Raw genomic sequence first — 18,151 nt, forward strand, 5'->3', positions numbered from 1 at the left:
CGCGAAGGTACGGCGCTCAAGCTCACGGATTCACGCCATGACTCTCTATCTATTTGCGACCCTGCTGGTTTCGGTGCTGGCCGTCATCGTCTGTGGCGATGCCGGGCGGCCGACGCCGCTTCTTACGCTCGTGCCGTTGATCCCCGGGCTGGCCTGGACGGCCCTGCGCTTCGGTGGCCGCCGCCTGGCCGTCGCACGTCCGAACGGTTCGGTAGTGGCGGATCCGTCCCTCCGCCAGTTCGCCCAGCACAGCGGCCAGCCGGCGGTGCTCGCCGAGAACGGGCGCATCGCTCACGCCAATCGGGCGCTGCTCAAGGCGCTCGGTCTGGAAGAGCGCGGCGACGAGCTGATCGGCATGCCCCTCGACAACATCGTGCATCCCAAGCATCAGGGACGGCTGGCCGAACTGCTGGCCGCCGACACCCCGGCCTGTGACGGCGTGATCACCCTGCTGCGGGCAGATGGGGTGTCCTGGCCGGCGCGGGTCAGCCTGTTCCGGGCCGACCGCTCACCGATGGCGCTGCTGCATTTTTCCCTGCCGGAAGACGATGGCGGCACGGCCGATCACCAGTGGGGCAACCGTTTTGCCCACGGTGCCGCGGAAATCCTGTTCACACTGGATAGCCAGCTGCATGTGGCCTATCTCAACTCCCGCTGGGAGCGGACCACCGGCCGGGCGGCGGCGGACAACCTCGGCACCCCCTTCCTGCAGCTCTTTCCGGTGGAAGACCGCGCCGCGCTGACCAAGGGCCTACGCCAGCTGCAGGCCGGTGAACGGGACGGGCTGACGCTGGAAGTCCGCCTGCTCGCTGCCCGTACGTCCGGACCGCGCTGGGTGGAACTGCGTGCCTGGCCGGTGGAACTGCCGCCCGGCGGTGAGGCCGGCATCGCCGGCATGCTCCTCGACATCGACCAGCGTCGGCGCAGCGAGGAAGCCTTGCGCGCCCAGCGACGCAGCCTGCACACCATGCTCGACAACCTGCCGGGGATGATCTATCGCGGCCAGAACGACCAGGAGTGGACGATGGAATTCGTCAGCGAGGGCTGTTTCGAGCTGACCGGCTACACGCCGCTGGAGCTGGTGGACAACCGCTCTGCCAGCTTCGCCGACCTGATCCACCCGGAGGACCGGGACTTCGTCTGGAACTACGTGCAGATGCGCCTGGCCCGGCGGGAGCGCTACGAGCTCAGCTACCGCATCATCGATCGGGACGGCCAGACCCGCTGGGTGTGGGAGCAGGGGCGCGGCATTCATTCGAGCCGCGGCGAGTTCCTCGGCCTGGAAGGTTTCATCACCGATGTCAGCAGCAGCCGCGAAGCCCAGGAGGAAGCCCGCCGCCGCCTGTTCTTCGACAACGCCACCGGCCTGCTCGGCTTCAGCCTGTTCCTCGACCGCCTGCAGCATGTCTTCGTCCACTCGGCCATCGCCGGCTATCCCTTCATGGTGGTGCATCTGGCCATCGTGTCCCTGGAGCGGACCGCCGCCGAGCATGGCGCGGCGATGGCCGAGCGGGTTCTGGTGGAAAGCGGCAAGCGCCTGCGCGTGCTGCACAGTGACTGCAACTGCGTGAGTCGCCACGGCAGTGGCTTCGCAGTGCTGATCTCAGACTTCCGCCCGGCGGCGCTGGCCTGGGCCGGGGTACTGCCCGACGAGCCTGCCTCGCCGCCGGGGCGGGCTCGCCTGACAGCCGCCCTCGTTGCGCTGCTGGGCCATCCGCTGCGCATCGACGGCCATGCCATCGGCCTCGACATCGCGGTCGGCGAGGCGTCCGGCCAGGCTAGCTGTGCCGACGCCCAGGCGCTGCTGATCGAGGCCGCACGGAGCGCACAAACGCCCGTCTGAAGGGGCTGTTTACGTATCCTTTATATGTTGACCACTTAAAAAGAGCCACAAAACAAGGCTTTGTCGTTTGTTGTCTTTATACGTGCGACAAACAGGGCCGTGTAGCGTCTCCTCCACAAAACGTACCTCTCCGTTCGCCCGCCAAACGCCCCAAAAGACTGTAAAACACTGCAATTCCGGGCCTTCCGGCGCATCCGCGAGTCATTGGCACAAGACCTGCTAAATCAGGGCAAACCCCCTCATTTTCGACAGATCATGAACGCCACGCACGATTCGCCGATTGCTTCGGTCGCCATCAAGCCGAAACCCTACATCCACGGGGTGATCCTGTTTGCCTTCTGTCTTGGCTTCGGTCTGGTGATGGCGCTGACCAACGATGTCACCCTCGACGACATCGCTGCCCGCGCCCTCGAGGACAAGCAGAACTCCCTCAGCCAGGTTCTGCCCGACAACATCCATGACAACAACCCGGTCCTGGATACCGTCACCGTCAAGAACGAGGAGGGCAAGGAGACCACCGTCTATCGCGCCCGCAAGGACAAGCAGGTGACCGGCGTGGCCTATGAGATCTTCGGTACCGGCTACGCCGGCGAGATCCGCCTGATGATGGGCATCGATGCCAGTGGCAAGTTGCTCGGCGTGCGTGTGCTGGCCCACAAGGAAACCCCGGGCCTGGGCGACAAGATCGAGGCCAAGAAGTCGCCGTGGATCGAGCGCTTTACCGGCCTCTCGCTGGGCAACCCGTCCGTCGAGCGCTGGAAGGTCAAGAAGGATGGTGGGGATTTCGACCAGTTCGCCGGCGCGACGATCACGCCGCGCGGTGTGGTGGCCGCCATACGGCGCGGGCAGGAGTTCTATGCCGCGAACAAGGACAAGCTGACCGGGAGCAATTGAAATGTCGAACGCCGAAAACTCGAACCAGTATTCCACCATCGTCAAGGATGGTCTGTGGGACAACAACGGGGTCTTCAGCATGCTGCTCGGCATGTGCCCGACGATGGCCATGACGACCAGCGCCACCAACGGCTTCGGCATGGGGCTCGCCACCGCCGTCGTGATGGGCGCCTCGAGCTACCTGGTGGCGGTGTTTCGCAACCAGATCTCCACCGAAGTGCGGATCCCGGTGTACATCCTGATCGTGGCCGCCATGGTGACCCTCGTCGATCTGGCGATGAACGCCTGGATGCATGAGCTCTACAAGGTGCTTGGCCTGTTCATTCCCCTGATCGTTTCCAACTGCCTGCCGCTGGCCCGGCTGGAGGCTTTTGCCGCCAAGCAGCCGTCCTTCCCGGCCCTGCTCGACGGCCTGTTCATGGGCCTCGGCTTCACCATTGCGCTGACCGCGATCGGCGCGGTGCGGGAAATCATCGGCTCCGGCACCCTGTTCGCTGACGCCTCGCTGCTGCTCGGCAATTCCTTCAAGGTCATCGAGATGCGCCTGCTGCCCGCCGACATGGGCGTGCTGATGATGATCCTGCCGCCGGGCGGCTTCATCGTCACCGGCCTGCTGGTGGTGGTCAAGCGCGTGCTCGACCTGCGTGCCGGCAAGGAAATCCAGATGGCCGGCGCCCACGCGGTCTGAGTCGCCAACTGACATCCATCCCGATCATGAACGCCACCCGCGAGATCGCCAGCATGAGCCAGGACTACAGCACCCCGATGGTGGAAGGTATCGCCCGCGTCGTCCGCGTCGAGCCGGGTTGGGCCTGGCTTGAGCCGGAGCAGACCACCAGCTGCGGCAGCTGCGCTTCCAGCGCCAGTTGCGGCAGCCACAGTGCGGCCGGCATCGGCTCGGTCGCCAGCCGCCTCCAGTCGCGCCGCTTTCGCCTCGACAACCCGGCTGGCCCGGGCGAGCTGCGGGAGGGCGAGCGCGTAGTGGTCGGTGTTCAAAACAGCGCGCTGTTGAAGGCTGCAGTGCTGGCTTACGGCTTCCCGCTTGCGGCAGCGCTGTGCGGCGGCGGAATTGCCCAGTCCGCCTACGAGAGCGACCCGCTGTCCATGCTCGGCGTGGCTGCCGGCCTGGCCTTCGGGCTGCTGGTGGCACGCTTCGGCGCCCACCGCCTGGCCGTGCGCGGCGAGGCGACCCCCCGTTTTCTGCGTCGGGCGCGTCCCGACGAAACCTGCAAATAGGCTTGGGACAAGACCATGAAAGAATTTGCCATGATCATGATCAGCGCCGCGCTGGTCAATAACGTGATCCTCGCCCGCTTCCTCGGGCTGTGCTCCTTCATGGGGGTGACCACGCGCATCGACACCGCGGCGGGGATGGGCTTCGCGACGACCTTCGTGATCACCGTCTCGTCGATGGCCGATTGGGCCGTCCAGACCTACCTGCTCGATGCCTACGGGCTGGGTTTCCTGCGTACCGTGACCTTCATCCTGGTGATCGCCTCGGCAGTGCAATTCACCGAGATGACGATCAAGAAGGTCTCGCCCGAGCTGTTCCAGATGCTCGGCATCTATCTGCCGCTGATTACCACCAACTGTGCGGTGCTGGGCGTCGCCCTGCTGCTGGTCGAAGGGCACATGAGCTTCATTAACGCGACCCTGTTCGCCTTCGCCTCCTCCCTCGGCTACAGCCTGGTGATGGTGATCTTCGCCGGCCTGCGGGAGCGCCTGGCGCTGGTCCAGGTGCCGCGCCTGTTTGCCGGCCCGCCGATCGCATTCATCGTTGCCGGGATGCTGGCCATGGCCTTCATGGGGTTCTCGGGCATCGCCGCGAGCTAATCAGAAACCAGAGAAACGAGGACGATCATCATGTTGGTATCAGTCGGAAGCCTTTCCTTGATGGGTCTCGCCCTGGGTAGCATGCTCGGTACAGCGTCGCGCTACCTGGCGGTCGAGGAGAACCCGATCGAAGCCGAGATCCAGGCCATGCTGCCGGGCTCCCAGTGCGGCCAGTGCGGCTACGTGGGTTGCGCCCAGGCCGCCGCGGCGCTGGCCAAGGGCGAAGCGCCGGTGACCCTCTGCCCGCCGGGCGGCAAGGCCACCGCCGAGGCTCTGGCCGCCAAGCTGGGCATCAAGGTGGACCTTTCTGCGGTGGTCGATTCCGGCCCGCAGATCGCCGACGTGACCGAGGAGATCTGCATCGGCTGCAGCCGATGCCTGAAGGTCTGCCCGACCGATGCCATCATCGGCGCCGCCAAGCAGGTCCATAACGTGATCCGCGAGGCCTGCACCGGCTGCTCGTCCTGCGTGAGTGTGTGTCCCACCGAAGCACTGAGCCTGATGCCCATTCCGGTGACCCTGCAGCACTGGGTCTGGCCGCAACCCGCTTCTTCCGCCAGCTGAGTACGCCATCATGGGATTCCTCGACCGCTTCTTCAAAGAGCCCAGCTGGGGCGTACATCCGGACGACCACAAGCGTCCGGCCGCCGATGCCCCCCTGCGCATCCTGCCGACGCCCGAGCGCGTCTACATGCCCCTCAGTCAGCACGTCGGAGGCGCCGCGCGCCCGATCGTGGTGGTCGGCCAGAAGGTCCTCAAGGGCCAGCTGCTGGCCGACGCCCAGGGCAACATCTCGGCGCCGATCCATGCGCCGGTGTCGGGCACCGTGTTCTCCATTGGCGACGTGACCGCGCCGCACGCCTCGGGCCTGCCTTTCCGCGCGATCACCATCGAGTCGGACGGCCAGGACCGCTGGATCGACACCGAACTGGTCGCCGATCCCTTCTCGCTGGCGCCGGAAGATATCGCCCGCAAGGCTGCCGCCGCCGGCGTCGTCGGCCTCGGCGGCGCGACCTTCCCGTCTGCGGTCAAGTTCGCCCTCGGCAAGCGCCTCAAGGTGGAGACGCTGATCGTCAATGGCGGCGAGTGTGAGCCCTACCTGTCCAGCGACGACCGCATCATGCGCGACTTCGCCGACCAGGTCGTTGATGGCGTCCGTCTCGTCATGCACGCCATCGGTGCCAAGGAGGCGCTGGTCGGCATCGAGGACAACAAGCCGGAGGCCATCGCTGCGATGCGCAAGGCCGCCGCGTCCTTCTCCGAGGTCAAGATCTGCCCGGTGCCGACCCGCTACCCGATGGGCTCCGACAAGCAGCTGATCCAGACCCTCACCGGCAAGGAAGTGCCTTCCAACGCCCGCGCGGCGGAAGTCGGCGTGCTGGTCCATAACGTATCCACCTGCGCCGCCGTGCATAAGGCCGTGCGCCTCGGCCAGCCGCTGGTGGAGCGCATCGTCACCCTCAACGGCGGGGCGATCGCCACGCCGGGCAACATCTATGCGCCACTCGGCACGCTGGTCACCGACCTGCTGGCCTTCGTTGGTCTGAAGGGCGAGCCGGCCCGCCTGATCCTTGGCGGACCGATGATGGGCACGCCGCTGGCCCATGACCGCATTCCACTGGTCAAGGGCGCCTCCGGCATCCTGGCCTTCAACGCCGCCGAAGCGGCCACGCCGGAAGCCGGCCCGTGCATCCGCTGCGGCACCTGCGCCGACGCCTGTCCGATGGGCCTGCTGCCGATGGAGATGGCCGCGCATATCCGCGTCGAGGACTTCGAAGGGGCGGAGAGCTACGCCCTCGGCGACTGCATCTCCTGCGGCTGCTGCGCCTACGTGTGCCCGTCGCACATCCCGCTGGTGCAGTACTTCAGCTACGCCAAGGGCGAGATGATGGCCGCCGAGCGCGTCAAGCTGCGCACCGATGCCACCAAGCGCCTGGCCGAGGCCCGCACTGCGCGCATCGAACGGGAGAAACAGGAGAAGGCCGAAGCCGCCGCGCGCCGGAAGGCCGAGAAGGAGGCAGCCGCGGCAGCCAAGGCGGCCGCCGCCAAGGCACCGGCCAAGGACAGCGGTCAGGCTCAAGGAGAAACGGTATGAACGACAATCTCGGCAGTCCGGTCGCCGCACCGTACACCACCACCTCCAACAATCCCGGCCGCATCATGGCTACCGTGATGGTCGCGCTGGCGCCCTCTACGCTGTACGGCTTCTGGCTTTACGGCTGGCCGTCGATCTACCTGTGGCTGATCACCATCGCTTCGGCGATGCTCGGCGAGGCCTTCTTCCTGCGCGCGATGGACCGCCCGGCGAGCAAGGCGCTCACCGACGGCTCGGCGATCCTTACCGGCTGGCTGCTGGCGGTGTCCCTGCCGCCGTGGGCGCCGTGGTGGATCGGCGCCTTCGGTGGCCTGTTCGGCATCGTCCTTGGCAAGCACGTCTTCGGTGGCCTCGGGCAGAACCTCTTCAATCCCGCGATGGTGGCCCGCGTTGCGTTGCTGATCTCCTTCCCGGTTCAGATGACCTCCTGGGTCGGCGCCGCGCCGCTCTTCGCCGAAGGCTCGCCGGGTCCGCTCGACGGTCTGGTAATCCTCTTCAAGGGCATCCCGGCGGCCTTCGATGCGATGACCAGCGCCACCACGCTGGGCTTCTCGAAGACCGAGATGTCCCGCGGCGTCGATCTGCTGCAGTCGGCGGCCCACGCTCCGGCGCTGTCGATGATCGGCGAGCGCGCCGGCAGCATGGGCGAGACCGCGGCGTGGCTGATCATCGCTGGTGGCCTGATGCTGATCATCAAGCGTGTGATCAGCTGGCACATTCCGGTTGCCATGCTGGCGGGCGTTGCGTTGCCCGCCGCTGCGCTGAGCGCCTACGATCCGGCCCACTTCCTCGACGCACAGACCCACCTGATGTCCGGCGGCGTGATGCTCGGCGCCTTCTTCATCGCCACCGACTACGTCACGTCCCCCAACTCGCCGGTGGGCCGCCTGGTGTTCGGTTTCGGCTGCGGCCTGCTGACCTACGTGATCCGCACCTGGGCCGGCTATCCGGAAGGCGTGGCCTTTGCGGTGATGCTGATGAATGCGCTGACGCCGATCATCGACAGCCACTTCCGTCCCCGCATCTACGGCCGCAACCGCAAGGGGCTGCCGCTGCAGGTCGCGGATTGAGGCACCCATGCCGGGCTTCCTCCGAACGCCATGAGGATCCCGGCCGCCGCCCTTCCGTCCAGCCCGCAGCCCACCCGGCTGCGGGCTGTTTTCTTGGGGGGCGGGCTGGCCGCGACCTGGTCGCTCGTGCTGATCGTCTTCGTCCTGACCCCGATCCATGGCCCGGACATGACCGCTACGCCTTACTTCCTGCCCGCCGTGCTGATGCTGGCAGTCGCGCTGACCGTCGGCCATACCACGGTCCGCCTGCGCCGCCATGCCGACATTGCCGAGCGCAAGTCACTGCTCAGCAAGACGCTCTACGAGTTCTCGCGGGAGCTGTCCGGCGCGTTGACGGCCGCCGACGTGGCCGACACCACCTTCGCCTTCCTGGCCAGCGCGGTCGGCGCGCGCAACGCTCGCCTGATCCCGCCGGCGGAGTTCGCCACGCCGCCTTTCCCGCTTGTCGCCAGCCGTCTCGAGGCCTGCGTCGAGCGCAAGCGGCTGAGCTGGGAGCCGCTGCCGGACGGGGCGCTGCACGCCCTGCTGCCGCTCGCTGCGGCCAGCGGCACCCAGGGCGTGCTGGCCTTCGAGGCGATGCCGGCGGTGGTGTCCCATCCGGATTTCGTCGAATACATCGAGACCGTCGCGTCCCTCGTCGCGGTGGCGCTGGAGCGTTCGCGCTTCGCCGAGATGGCGCGGGAGACCGAAGTCCGCCACGCCTCTGAGGTGCTGCGCAGCTCCATCCTCGGCGCTCTGTCTCACGACCTGCGCACGCCGCTGGCGGCGCTGGTCAGCATGGCTGACACGGCAGCCCTCGGCAAAGCCTCGCCGGAGCGCCAGAAGCGCTTGCTCGAAGCGATCAGCAGGCAGGCCATGACCATCTGCCAGCAGATGATGAACCTCCTCGACATGGCCAAGCTGAGTTCCGGCAGCGTCGAGCTGAACCGCGCCTGGCAGCCGGTCGATGAAGTTGTGGGCGTGGTGCTGACGCAGATCCGTGGCCAGTGGCGTGACCGGGAGATCAGTGTTGACCTGCCGCGCAACCTGCCGCCGGTGTGCATCGACGCGGTGCTGATCGAGCGGGTGCTGTGGAACCTGCTGGAGAACGCCATCAAGTACGCGCCGGAGGATGCGCCCATCGAACTGGCCGTGCGACAGCTCGGCGATCGCCTAGAGATCAGCGTCAGCGATTCCGGCCCGGGACTGCCGGACGGCGACGCCGGCCGCCTGTTCAACCTGTTCCAGCGCGGCCGGCAGGAGTCGGACGTAACTGGCGTCGGACTTGGGTTGGCCATCTCGCGCAGCATCGTCGAGGCCCACGAGGGCGAGATCGGCGCGTCCAACCGCCTCGGCGGCGGGGCCTGCTTCCGTTTCACGCTGCCGATCGGCAACCCGCCGGACGTGCTGGCCCTGGGGTGACGGCGATGAGCGACAGCAAGACCATTCTGCTGGTGGAGGACGAACGCCAGATGCGCGAGGCGGTGGTCACTGCGCTGGAGTGCGAGGGCTTCGCCGTCTGCGAGGCGGTCAGTGCCAGCCAGGCGGCGGTGGAGGCGGCCGCGCGGCGCCCGGACGCGGTGATCCTCGACCTCGGCCTGCCGGACCGGGACGGCATCGATTTCATCCGCGACTACCGGGCCTGGTCGCCGACGCCGATCCTGGTGCTGTCGGCGCGCACCCAGGAGAAGAGCAAGGTCGACGCCCTCGACGCCGGCGCCGACGACTACCTCACCAAGCCTTTCGGCATCGCCGAGCTGCTGGCCCGCGTGCGCGTGCTGCTGCGCCGCGGCCAGGCCATGCCCGCCGCGCCGGAGCCGAAGATCCGCTTCGGCGACTACGAAATCAACTGCGTCACGCGGGTCGTCGAGCGGGCCGGCGAGGCACTGCACCTGACGCAGATCGAATACCGCCTGCTGGTTTTCCTGGCCGCCAATCCGGGGCGGGTGATGACCCACCACCACCTGCTGACCCACATCTGGGGCGCCCAGGCCGCCGACAACCACCAGTACCTGCGGGTCTATGTCGGCCACCTGCGCCAGAAGATCGAAACCAGCCCGGCCTGCCCGCGCCACATCCTGACCGAGATCGGCGTCGGCTACCGTTTCGAGCCCTGAACGCCACCGGGTGACACATCCGTCACGGATCGGGGCGGATCCTCACGCTTTCAGCCGCGACTTGTGCAGGCCCTTTTTCTACAATAGTGCGACATTCAGTGTGCCTAAATTGGTTTGACGCATGCATCCCTCCATGGCTATCGAAATGAAGAGACTTTTTGCCGCTGTGGGGTGTGTCTTGTTGTGCGGGACGCCAGCACTCGCCGAGAACGGGCATCTCGAACGGATCAAGGCGGCTGGTGAGGTCCGGGTCTGCATCTGGCCCGACTACTACGGCATCTCCTACCGCAACCCGAAAACCCAGGCCCTCGACGGCATCGACGTGGACATGGCCAGGGCGCTCGGCCAGGAACTGGGCGTGCGTGTGAATTTCATCGACAGCTCCTTCGCCCGGCTGATCGACGATGTCACGCAGGACCGCTGCGACATCGCCATGTTCGCCATCGGGGTGACGCCCTCACGGGCCGACAAGCTGCGCTTCACGCAGCCGCACTTGGTCAGCGACATCTACGCGATCACCACCAGGAGCAACCGGCGTATCAAGACCTGGGATGACATCGACAAGCCGGGTGTCGTTGTCGCCGTTGCCAAGGGCACGCTGCATGAGCCGATCATGCGCGACAAGCTCCGCCACGCCACCCTGCTGGTCACCGATACGACCCAAGGCCGTGAGCAGGAGGTCGAATCGGGGCGCGCCGACGTGTTCATGACGGATTTCCCGTTCAGCCGCCGCATGCTCGAGACCACCGACTGGGCGCGCCTGGTGGCGCCGTCGTCCACCTACCACCTGACGCCCTACGCCTATGCGATGCAGAAGGGGGATGAGCGTTGGTATGCGCGGGTGGAACAGTTCCTCGACCGGGTTAAGCAGAACGGCCAGCTGATGGCTGCGATCAAGCGTCACCGGCTCGAACCCATCGCCATTCGCGCCCAGACAGGCAACTAGTTTCCCCGCTCTCCATGTCAGCCCAGGCCGGCTTCAGCCGGCGTTTCATCTTTTGCCTCATCGTGCTGGTGGTGGTCCTCAGCGCCTGTAGCGCCACCGCCTACGGCCTGTGGCGCCTGCGCGCCGAGCGCATCGACCACCAGCTGGAGGCGGCCGCGATGACGGCCCGCGCCTTCGAGAACCACCTGACCCAGAGCCTGAACGTCATCGAGGGCAGCCTCATGTCCCTGGCCGTCGAGGGGGCGAGTCCGGCCAGCCTGCCCCAGGCGCTGCGCCATGCGCCCTACCTGCGCTCCGTCGCGGTGCTGGATGCGCAGGAGCGGATCGCGCGCAGTACCGATCCGCGTAACCTGGGCATCCGCCTGCCGCGCTCCGATTTCCGGCCGGAGGGCGCCCTCCCGCTCGATGTGCTGCGCGCCGGCCCGGTCGTCAGCGGACGGGACTTCTACGATGCCGGCCCGGTGGGGGCGGGCGGGCCGGTGGTCAGCTTCATCCCGGTCGCTCGCGATGTCCGCCTGGACGACACCCGCTGGATAACCGTCGTCGCGTCGGTGAACACGGACTACTTCCTGAATTTCTACGGCGCCCACATCAGCCCGGAGCAGGGCGTGGTCGAATTGCACGGCTACGATGGGCGCCTGCTACTGAGCACCGACGAGAACGCACTGCCCGGCAGCCTGCGCCCCGGCGACGATCTGGCGAGCCGCCTCGCCGCTACGGAAGTCGGCCAGTTCGAGGAGCGAGGCGCCGACGGCCGGGCCATGCTCACCGCCTATCGCGCCTCGCGGGCCTATCCTTTCGTGCTCAGCGTCCGTTTCGACAAGGAACGGGGCCTGGAGGTCTGGCGCCAGGAGGCCCTGCGTACCGGCGCCACCGTTGCCGCGGTACTGCTGGCTGCCATGACGCTGGCGGGCCTCTATTTCATGCGCTTCGAGCGCCTTGCCCGGGAGCGCGAGGTCGAGCGGGCACGGTTGCGCATTGCTGCCATTGCCTTCGAGTCCCAGGAGGGCATGGTCGTCACCAACGCAGATATCGAGGTCCTGCAGGTCAACAAGGCCTTCACCGCCATCACCGGCTTCAGCGCGGAGGAAGTCGTCGGCCAGTACATGAACTTCATGCGCTCGGGGATGCACGACGCCGATTTCTACGAGGCCATGCGGACGACACTGGTGAGCACCGGGGCCTGGTCGGGAGAGATCCTCAACAAGCACCGGGATGGCTCGATCCATCCGCATTTCCTGACCATCACCGCGGTGTACGGCGATGACGGACGGACCACCCATTACGTGGGGACGCTGACCGACATCACCGAACGCAAGCGCGCCGAGATCGACCTGCGCATTGCGGCCATCGCCTTCGAGTCCCAGGAAGGCATGTTCATCGCCGATGCCGACTGCGTCATCCTGAAGGTCAACCGCGCCTTCACCGAGATCACCGGCTATGGCGAGGACGAAGCCATCGGGCAGACGCCGCGCCTGCTCCGTTCCGGCCGCCACGACAACGAGTTCTACGCCGGCATGTACGCCAGCCTCGAAACAACCGGCGCCTGGCAGGGCGAGATCTGGAACCGGCGCAAGAGCGGCGAGATCTTTCCGGAATGGCTGACCATCACTGTCGTCCGCGATACGGCTGGCCGAATCAGCCACTACGTGTCGGCGCTCACCGATATCACCCTGCGCAAGGAAGCGGAATACGAGATCCAGAACCTCGCCTTCTACGATCCGCTGACCCGCCTGCCCAACCGCCGCCTCCTGCTCGACCGCCTCAAGCACGTGCTGGCCACGTTGGGCCGCAGCCAGCGGCAGGGAGCCCTGTTGTTCATCGACCTGGACAACTTCAAGACGCTCAACGATTCCTTCGGCCACGATATGGGCGACTTGTTGCTCCAGCACGTGGCCCAGCGCCTGAGCGCTTGCGTCCGGGAAAGCGACACCGTGGCCCGCCTGGGCGGCGACGAGTTCGTGGTGCTGCTGGACGATCTCCGCCCGGGCCGCCAGGATGCGGCTACCCAGGCGCGCGTCGTCGCCGACAAGATCCAGCGGAATCTCGACGAGCCCTATGACCTGGCCGGCCATGACTACCGCTGCACGCCGAGCATCGGCATCACGCTGATCGTCGATTCAGACAGCAGCTGCGAGGAGCTGATGAAGCGGGCCGATCTGGCGCTGTACGGCGCCAAGGCCGCCGGCCGCGACACCATCCGTTTCTTCGACCCGGAGATGCAGGAGGCCGTCAGTTCGCGCGCTGCCCTCGAGAAGGATTTGCGCATCGGGCTGCAGGAACGGCAGTTTCTGCTGTACTACCAGCCGCAGGTGGATGACCAGGGCAGGGTCATCGGCGCCGAGGCTCTGGTCCGCTGGCGGCACCCCAGCCTCGGCCTGGTGGCCCCCGGCACCTTCATCCCGCTGGCCGAAGAAACTGGCCTGATCCTGCCCCTCGGCCAGTGGGTCCTGGAGACGGCCTGCCGCCAGTTGGCGTGCTGGGCTGTCGTGCCGGGTCGGGAACAGATCGAGATCGCCGTGAATGTCAGCGTGCGGCAGTTCCACCAGCCGGATTTCGTGGCCCAGGTCGAGGATGTGCTGACCCGCACCGGCGCCGATCCGCGCCGGCTCAAGCTGGAGCTGACCGAGAGCCTGATGCTCGACGACCTGGAAGAGGTCGTCGCCAAGATGGTAGCCCTGCGCAGCCGCGGCATCCGTTTTTCCCTCGACGATTTCGGTACCGGGTATTCTTCGCTGGCCTACCTCCGGCGCCTGCCGCTGGACCAGCTGAAGATCGACAAGGCCTTCGTTCATGATGTGCAGGCCAATGCCAACGACGCGGTGATTGCCTGCAGCATCGTCGCCCTGGCCCGCAACCTGGGCCTGAACGTCATCGCCGAGGGGGTGGAGACCCATGAGCAACACCAGTTCCTGGCCCGTCAGGGGTGCCCGGCCTACCAGGGCTATCTCTTCAGCCGGCCCTTGCCCATCGACGAATTCGAGCGCTTCCTGGGCGGCTGGAACGTCGCCAGCATCATCCGGCAGCGGGCCTGAGCCCGGGGGCCGGCCGGGCGGCTAGGTGAGGCTTGCCGCGTGCAGGCGCGCGACCAGTTCCGGGATGCGCTGCACGTCGGCCACGCCGTAGCCGAGGACCAGCCCGTTGCCGGCCGCCGCGCCATCGGCGTAATAGCTGCTCAAGGGACGGGCGATCACGCCCAGTTCTCGCGCGGCCCGGGCCACCGCCACGTCGGCCGGCCCGTTCGGCAGACGCAGCACCAGGTGCAGCCCGGCCTGGCCGCCGAGGATGTGCTCCGGTGCGCCGAACGTGGCACCCAGCGTGTCGCGCAGGGCCTGCTGGCGGGCGCGATAGACCGGCGCCATGCGGCGCAGGTGGCGCGTCAGCTCGCCGCTGTCGAGGAAGCGGGCGAGGGCCCGCTGCTCCACGGACCGCCCGCTGCGGTACAGCGTGCCGACGGCTTCGCCGAGGGCCGCCACCGCCCAGCGCGGCACGACCATGTAGCCGATGCGCAGGCCGGGGTAGAGCAGCTTGCTGAAGGTCCCCACGTAGATCACCGGCGCGTCCGGCCGCAGGCCCTGGATGGCCGGTAGCGGGCGGGCACCGGGTTGGGCGTGGTTGAAGTCGCTGTCATAGTCGTCTTCGATCAGCCAGCTGCCGGGCGCCAGCCGGTTCAGAAACGCCAGCCGCCGTTCCAGGCTCAACACGCTGCCCAGGGGATACTGGTGGGACGGGGTCAGGAAGAGGAGGCGCGGCGGGTCGGCCTGCCACAGGGCGTCGTCCGGTGCCATGCCGTCCCGGTCCACCGGCACCGACCGCACGCGCAGGCCGGCCGCCAGCATTGCGTTGCGGGCGTGGGGATAGCCCGGCTCCTCCATCCACACCGTGTCGCCCTCGTCGGCCAGCAGGTGGGCGCAGGCATCCAGCGCCACCTGCCCACCGGCGACTATGAAGACCTGCTCCGGCGCGCATGCGACGCCGCGCCTGGCCGACAGGAAGGCTGCCACCGCGCGGCGCAGGACCGGCTCGCCGCCCGGTTCGGTGTAGGCCAGCTGACGGGCGCTGACCTCACCCCAAGCCTGTTGTAGCAGCTTCGCCCAGCGCTGCCACGGAAAGGCGTTGAGATCGGCGATGCCGGGCGCAAAGGGTAGCGACGCATCGCCCCGGTCAATGCGCGGCAGCTGCCGTCCGCGCCGGGACAGGATCTCCTGCCCGACAAGGGTTGCCGGCGCCGGTCCGGCCGCCAGCGGCAGCGCCGCTACCCGCGTGCCCTGGCGGTCGGCCTCCAGGAAGCCCTCGGCGAGCAGTTGTTGGTAGGCGAACAGCACGCCGTTGCGGGCCATGCGGAAGTCCGCGGCGAGCTGGCGGCTGGCGGGCAGGCGCGTGCCCGGTGTCAGGCGGCCGTCGAGGATGGACGCCTTGAGCAGGCGATACAGCCGCGACTGGCGCGGCTCGCCGGCATCCGCCGCGTCGCGCAGCGGACCGAGGATCAGTTCCAGGTCGAGGGACATCGTGGCTCCATGAAGGCGGGTGGGCGTGGTTCCATGGATGGTGCCACGCTGCGGCTATGCTGGCCGCACATTTCAAGGAGCCCAGCATGTCCCACCCAGCCCCCAGCCCGCGTACCGAGATCCACCGCAAAGCCCAGCGCGCCCACTACGATCTCGCCACCGTGCGCGCCATCGTCGACCAGGCCCTGGTCTGCCACATCGCCTTCAAGGAAGGCGGCAGCGTGCACTGCCTGCCCACTGCTTGCTGGCGGGACGGGGATTTCCTGTACGTCCACGGCGCCAACAACTCGCGCCTGGTGAACACCCTGCTCGAGAGCGAATGCGCGGTCTGCATCACCCACCTGGACGGCCTGGTGCTGGCCCGTTCGGCCTTCCACCATTCGATGAACTACCGCTCGGTGGCGATCTACGGCCGCTTCCAGCCGGTGGATGAGGTGGATGCCAAGGAAGCCGCCTTCAAGGCCTTCGTCGAGCACGTCAGCCCGGGGCGGGCCGCGCAGGTGCGCCTGCCGTCCCACGCCGAACTGGCTGGCACCCGCCTGCTGCGCCTGCCGCTGGCCGAAGCTGCCGCCAAGATCCGCAACTGGGGTGTCGAGGATTCCGAGGAGGATATGGCGATCCCGGTATGGGCCGGCGTGATCCCGCTCGCGCTGCGGGCGGAAGCGCCGGTGCCGGAAGCAGGTTGCGACGCGCACAGCCTGCCGGTCCGCCCCGCCTTCATCGACGGGGCGGGCTGAGAGCGTGCGTCAGTCGCCGACGCGGATCACGATCTTGCCGAAGTGCCCACCGTTCTCCATGTGTTTGAGGGCGGCAGGGGCTTCCTCGAAGGGGAACTCCCGGTCGATCACCGGCTTGATGCCGTGGGCGGCGATGGCGGCCAGCATGTCTGCGAACATCGCCCGGCTGCCCACGAAGATGCCCTGGATGCTCGAAGCCTTCGGGATCAGCATCACCGGGCTGGCGGCGCCGGCCAGGCCGGTCAGCACGCCGATGTAGGCGATCCGGCCGCCGACGCCGACGCTCAGCAGCGAGCGCTCCAGCGTGCCCGGTCCACCCACTTCCAGCACCACGTCCACGCCCTGGCCGCCGGTCAGGCGCAGCACTTCCTCGTGCCACTCCGGGTGGGTCTTGTAGTTGATGCCGTGGTCGGCGCCGAGGGCCTTGGCGCGCTCCAGCTTGGCGTCGTCGCTGGAGGTGATGATCACCTTCGCACCGGCTGCCTTGGCGAACTGCAGCGCGAAGATCGACACGCCGCCGGTGCCCAGCAGCAGCACTGTCTGGCCCGGCTTCAGGTCGCCCGCCTCGAAGAGGGAATTCCACGCCGTGACCGCCGCGCAGGGCAGGGTGGCGGCTTCCGCGTAGCTCAGGCTGTCGGGCAGCTTGATCAGGCCGCTCTCGTCGGTGATGAAACGCTCGGTGAAAGCCCCGGTGGATTCCGCACCGCGCGCATCCGACAGCGCCCGTGCGTCGGCCTTGCCGCTGTACCAGTGGGGGAAGAACAGCGTCGCGACCCGGTCGCCGACCGCCAGCCCCGTCACGTCCTTGCCGACCGCCACCACCTCGCCGGCCCCGTCGGAGCACGGCACCAGGCCGTCGACGATGTTGGCGAAATAGGTGCTGCGGGTGACCAGGATGTCGCGGAAGTTCAGTGACACGGCCTTGATGGCCACCGCGACCTCCGTGTCGCCCAGCGGGGCGGGCTCGAACTCGGCGATCTGCAGTGGCGAAACCGGGTGATTGGGGAAGACTTCGTAGCGTTTCATGGATGGTTTGTCTCTGTAGTTGGTTGGTATGGGGGCTTGCGCAGGCATTCTGGCATGAATGCCAAGCGGAAGATGTCCGATTGCCAACCCCCCAGGATTTCATTGCGTGGAGTCCTTATCTGACCTATTAGTCATAAAAGCCCGGGTCAACTGGCGTTGCTCCACCGCAAGCCCCGCCGTGGTAGGGTTTCCAGTCGTTCAGGTTCGCTCGGAGGGCGAAAAAACGCCCCACAGGGCCCGCGGGGCCGATTTAGCTCACATCGAGCGTGAGGCTTTCCCTGCGGACACAGATATAGAAGGGCCTGAGGTATTGCGTCGCAGCGTAATATTCGCCCCTGACTCGTGGTCATCGAATGGAGCTTTGAAGCATGGTGGAACGACCCCCTCAGCGCACGATGCCTATCGCTGACGGTAGTCTTTTGTCCGCCATGGACATGAGCACTTTCCTGGTTGCGTCGGCACACGACATGAAGAACTCGGTTTGTGTCATGACCGCTTATCTCGAGTGCGCACTGGCCGACTTACCGGTCGAGGCATCCTCCCGGGCCATGACCTGTCAGGCCCTCTACGAGGCGCAGCGCATCAACCATCACCTGATCCAGCTGCTGGCCCTCTACAAGATCAATCACAACATGTACCCCTTCGATCCGGTGGAGGTGGAACTGGACTCCTTCGAAAGGGAAGTCGTCGCCCGCGTTCTCCCCTTCGCCACCGCCAAGGGCATCGTCCTCGAGGTCATCTCGGAACAGACCGAACGTAGCTGGTACTTCGATTATGAGCTGATCGTCAGCCTCATCACCCAGTCGCTGCACAATGCGGTCAAGTACACCCGCAGCCGCGTTCTGCTCTCGATCCAGGTTGTGGACGCACGCCTGGAGATCCGTGTTCACGATGACGGCGAAGGTTTTCCGGCGTTCATGCTGGAATCGAGCGAGGAAGCCGCGTACGGCGTCAATTCGATGACCGGCAGCACCGGGCTTGGTCTCTATTTCGCCGCCAAGGTTGCGCAAATGCATGGCAACCGCGCCTTGCGCGGCAGTACCCGCCTGGAGAACGGCGGTGCCTTGGGCGGCGCCATCTTCATCCTGAGCCTGCCCTAGAGA

16 protein-coding genes are annotated in these 18,151 nt (G+C 67.0%); 14 read left to right on the forward strand and 2 right to left on the reverse strand.

What is annotated here, in order from left to right; all coding sequences use genetic code 11:
* Nucleotides 1–37: 37 nt before the first annotated feature.
* The 12 genes from AC1PPK_RS04575 to AC1PPK_RS04630 all read left to right on the forward strand — a co-directional run bounded on the left by AC1PPK_RS04575 (nt 38) and on the right by AC1PPK_RS04630 (nt 13,812).
* Nucleotides 38–1,843: a sensor domain-containing diguanylate cyclase gene (locus tag AC1PPK_RS04575; protein ID WP_481116663.1), complete on the forward strand. Its 1,806-nt coding sequence runs from the start codon at nt 38–40 to the stop codon at nt 1,841–1,843.
* A gap of 255 nt (nt 1,844–2,098) precedes the next feature.
* Complete coding sequence (gene rsxG, locus AC1PPK_RS04580) at nt 2,099–2,737, forward strand: electron transport complex subunit RsxG (RefSeq protein ID WP_481116664.1); 639 nt, start codon at nt 2,099–2,101, stop codon at nt 2,735–2,737.
* A 1-nt stretch (nt 2,738) separates the two neighbouring features.
* Nucleotides 2,739–3,425, forward strand: coding sequence for an electron transport complex subunit E (locus AC1PPK_RS04585; protein WP_481116665.1), 687 nt, complete (start codon nt 2,739–2,741; stop codon nt 3,423–3,425).
* Nucleotides 3,426–3,451: 26 nt separating this feature from the next.
* A complete protein-coding gene (locus AC1PPK_RS04590) occupies nt 3,452–3,973 on the forward strand; it encodes a SoxR reducing system RseC family protein (RefSeq protein ID WP_481116666.1) in 522 nt (173 codons plus the stop codon).
* Nucleotides 3,974–3,988: 15 nt separating this feature from the next.
* Nucleotides 3,989–4,570 (forward strand): electron transport complex subunit RsxA, encoded by a 582-nt coding sequence (gene rsxA, locus AC1PPK_RS04595; protein ID WP_079436470.1) that lies wholly within the window; start codon nt 3,989–3,991, stop codon nt 4,568–4,570.
* A gap of 30 nt (nt 4,571–4,600) precedes the next feature.
* Complete coding sequence (locus AC1PPK_RS04600; protein WP_481116667.1) at nt 4,601–5,134, forward strand: RnfABCDGE type electron transport complex subunit B; 534 nt, start codon at nt 4,601–4,603, stop codon at nt 5,132–5,134.
* 10 nt (nt 5,135–5,144) lie between these two features.
* A complete protein-coding gene (gene rsxC, locus AC1PPK_RS04605) occupies nt 5,145–6,665 on the forward strand; it encodes an electron transport complex subunit RsxC (protein WP_481116668.1) in 1,521 nt (506 codons plus the stop codon).
* Nucleotides 6,662–7,735 carry an RnfABCDGE type electron transport complex subunit D gene (locus tag AC1PPK_RS04610; RefSeq protein ID WP_481116669.1) on the forward strand — a complete coding sequence of 358 codons (1,074 nt, stop codon included), beginning with the start codon at nt 6,662–6,664 and terminating at the stop codon, nt 7,733–7,735. The genes rsxC and AC1PPK_RS04610 overlap by 4 nt, the downstream gene beginning before the upstream one ends.
* A 30-nt stretch (nt 7,736–7,765) precedes the next feature.
* Nucleotides 7,766–9,136, forward strand: a complete 1,371-nt coding sequence (locus AC1PPK_RS04615; protein WP_481116670.1) for an ATP-binding protein — start codon at nt 7,766–7,768, stop codon at nt 9,134–9,136.
* A gap of 5 nt (nt 9,137–9,141) precedes the next feature.
* A complete protein-coding gene (locus AC1PPK_RS04620; protein ID WP_481116671.1) occupies nt 9,142–9,831 on the forward strand; it encodes a response regulator in 690 nt (229 codons plus the stop codon).
* Nucleotides 9,832–9,976: 145 nt separating this feature from the next.
* Entirely contained in the window at nt 9,977–10,777 is an 801-nt protein-coding gene (locus tag AC1PPK_RS04625) for a substrate-binding periplasmic protein (protein ID WP_481116672.1), read from the forward strand.
* Between the two features lie 14 nt (nt 10,778–10,791).
* Complete coding sequence (locus tag AC1PPK_RS04630) at nt 10,792–13,812, forward strand: bifunctional diguanylate cyclase/phosphodiesterase (protein ID WP_481116673.1); 3,021 nt, start codon at nt 10,792–10,794, stop codon at nt 13,810–13,812.
* 21 nt (nt 13,813–13,833) lie between these two features.
* Here AC1PPK_RS04630 and pdxR read toward each other — a convergent pair whose 3' ends face one another.
* On the reverse strand, nt 13,834–15,285 hold the full coding sequence (gene pdxR, locus AC1PPK_RS04635; protein ID WP_481116674.1) for a MocR-like pyridoxine biosynthesis transcription factor PdxR: 1,452 nt from the start codon (nt 15,283–15,285) through the stop codon (nt 13,834–13,836).
* Between the two features lie 86 nt (nt 15,286–15,371).
* Between pdxR and AC1PPK_RS04640 the strand changes: the two genes are divergently transcribed.
* Complete coding sequence (locus tag AC1PPK_RS04640) at nt 15,372–16,022, forward strand: pyridoxamine 5'-phosphate oxidase family protein (protein WP_481116675.1); 651 nt, start codon at nt 15,372–15,374, stop codon at nt 16,020–16,022.
* Nucleotides 16,023–16,031: 9 nt separating this feature from the next.
* On the opposite strand, the gene AC1PPK_RS04645 is transcribed toward AC1PPK_RS04640, so the two are convergent.
* Nucleotides 16,032–17,048, reverse strand: a complete 1,017-nt coding sequence (locus tag AC1PPK_RS04645) for a zinc-dependent alcohol dehydrogenase family protein (protein ID WP_481116676.1) — start codon at nt 17,046–17,048, stop codon at nt 16,032–16,034.
* Nucleotides 17,049–17,536: 488 nt separating this feature from the next.
* Here AC1PPK_RS04645 and AC1PPK_RS04650 point away from each other — a divergent pair, with 488 nt between their 5' ends.
* The gene (locus AC1PPK_RS04650) at nt 17,537–18,148 is read left to right on the forward strand and encodes a sensor histidine kinase (RefSeq protein WP_481116677.1); all 612 of its coding nucleotides are present in this window, start codon (nt 17,537–17,539) and stop codon (nt 18,146–18,148) included.
* The last annotated feature ends 3 nt before the right edge of the window (nt 18,149–18,151 follow it).

It is taken from the genome of Zoogloea sp. JDB1 (genome assembly GCF_056724025.1).

What these genes read in the sequence shown, in the direction of transcription:
- AC1PPK_RS04575 (WP_481116663.1), top strand. Translation starts at nt 38, where the DNA reads ATGACTCTCTATCTATTTGCGACCCTGCTGGTTTCGGTGCTGGCCGTC.
- rsxG (WP_481116664.1), top strand. Translation starts at nt 2,099, where the DNA reads ATGAACGCCACGCACGATTCGCCGATTGCTTCGGTCGCCATCAAGCCG.
- AC1PPK_RS04585 (WP_481116665.1), top strand. Translation starts at nt 2,739, where the DNA reads ATGTCGAACGCCGAAAACTCGAACCAGTATTCCACCATCGTCAAGGAT.
- AC1PPK_RS04590 (WP_481116666.1), top strand. Translation starts at nt 3,452, where the DNA reads ATGAACGCCACCCGCGAGATCGCCAGCATGAGCCAGGACTACAGCACC.
- rsxA (WP_079436470.1), top strand. Translation starts at nt 3,989, where the DNA reads ATGAAAGAATTTGCCATGATCATGATCAGCGCCGCGCTGGTCAATAAC.
- AC1PPK_RS04600 (WP_481116667.1), top strand. Translation starts at nt 4,601, where the DNA reads ATGTTGGTATCAGTCGGAAGCCTTTCCTTGATGGGTCTCGCCCTGGGT.
- rsxC (WP_481116668.1), top strand. Translation starts at nt 5,145, where the DNA reads ATGGGATTCCTCGACCGCTTCTTCAAAGAGCCCAGCTGGGGCGTACAT.
- AC1PPK_RS04610 (WP_481116669.1), top strand. Translation starts at nt 6,662, where the DNA reads ATGAACGACAATCTCGGCAGTCCGGTCGCCGCACCGTACACCACCACC.
- AC1PPK_RS04615 (WP_481116670.1), top strand. Translation starts at nt 7,766, where the DNA reads ATGAGGATCCCGGCCGCCGCCCTTCCGTCCAGCCCGCAGCCCACCCGG.
- AC1PPK_RS04620 (WP_481116671.1), top strand. Translation starts at nt 9,142, where the DNA reads ATGAGCGACAGCAAGACCATTCTGCTGGTGGAGGACGAACGCCAGATG.
- AC1PPK_RS04625 (WP_481116672.1), top strand. Translation starts at nt 9,977, where the DNA reads ATGAAGAGACTTTTTGCCGCTGTGGGGTGTGTCTTGTTGTGCGGGACG.
- AC1PPK_RS04630 (WP_481116673.1), top strand. Translation starts at nt 10,792, where the DNA reads ATGTCAGCCCAGGCCGGCTTCAGCCGGCGTTTCATCTTTTGCCTCATC.
- pdxR (WP_481116674.1), bottom strand. Translation starts at nt 15,285, where the DNA reads ATGTCCCTCGACCTGGAACTGATCCTCGGTCCGCTGCGCGACGCGGCG.
- AC1PPK_RS04640 (WP_481116675.1), top strand. Translation starts at nt 15,372, where the DNA reads ATGTCCCACCCAGCCCCCAGCCCGCGTACCGAGATCCACCGCAAAGCC.
- AC1PPK_RS04645 (WP_481116676.1), bottom strand. Translation starts at nt 17,048, where the DNA reads ATGAAACGCTACGAAGTCTTCCCCAATCACCCGGTTTCGCCACTGCAG.
- AC1PPK_RS04650 (WP_481116677.1), top strand. Translation starts at nt 17,537, where the DNA reads ATGACCGCTTATCTCGAGTGCGCACTGGCCGACTTACCGGTCGAGGCA.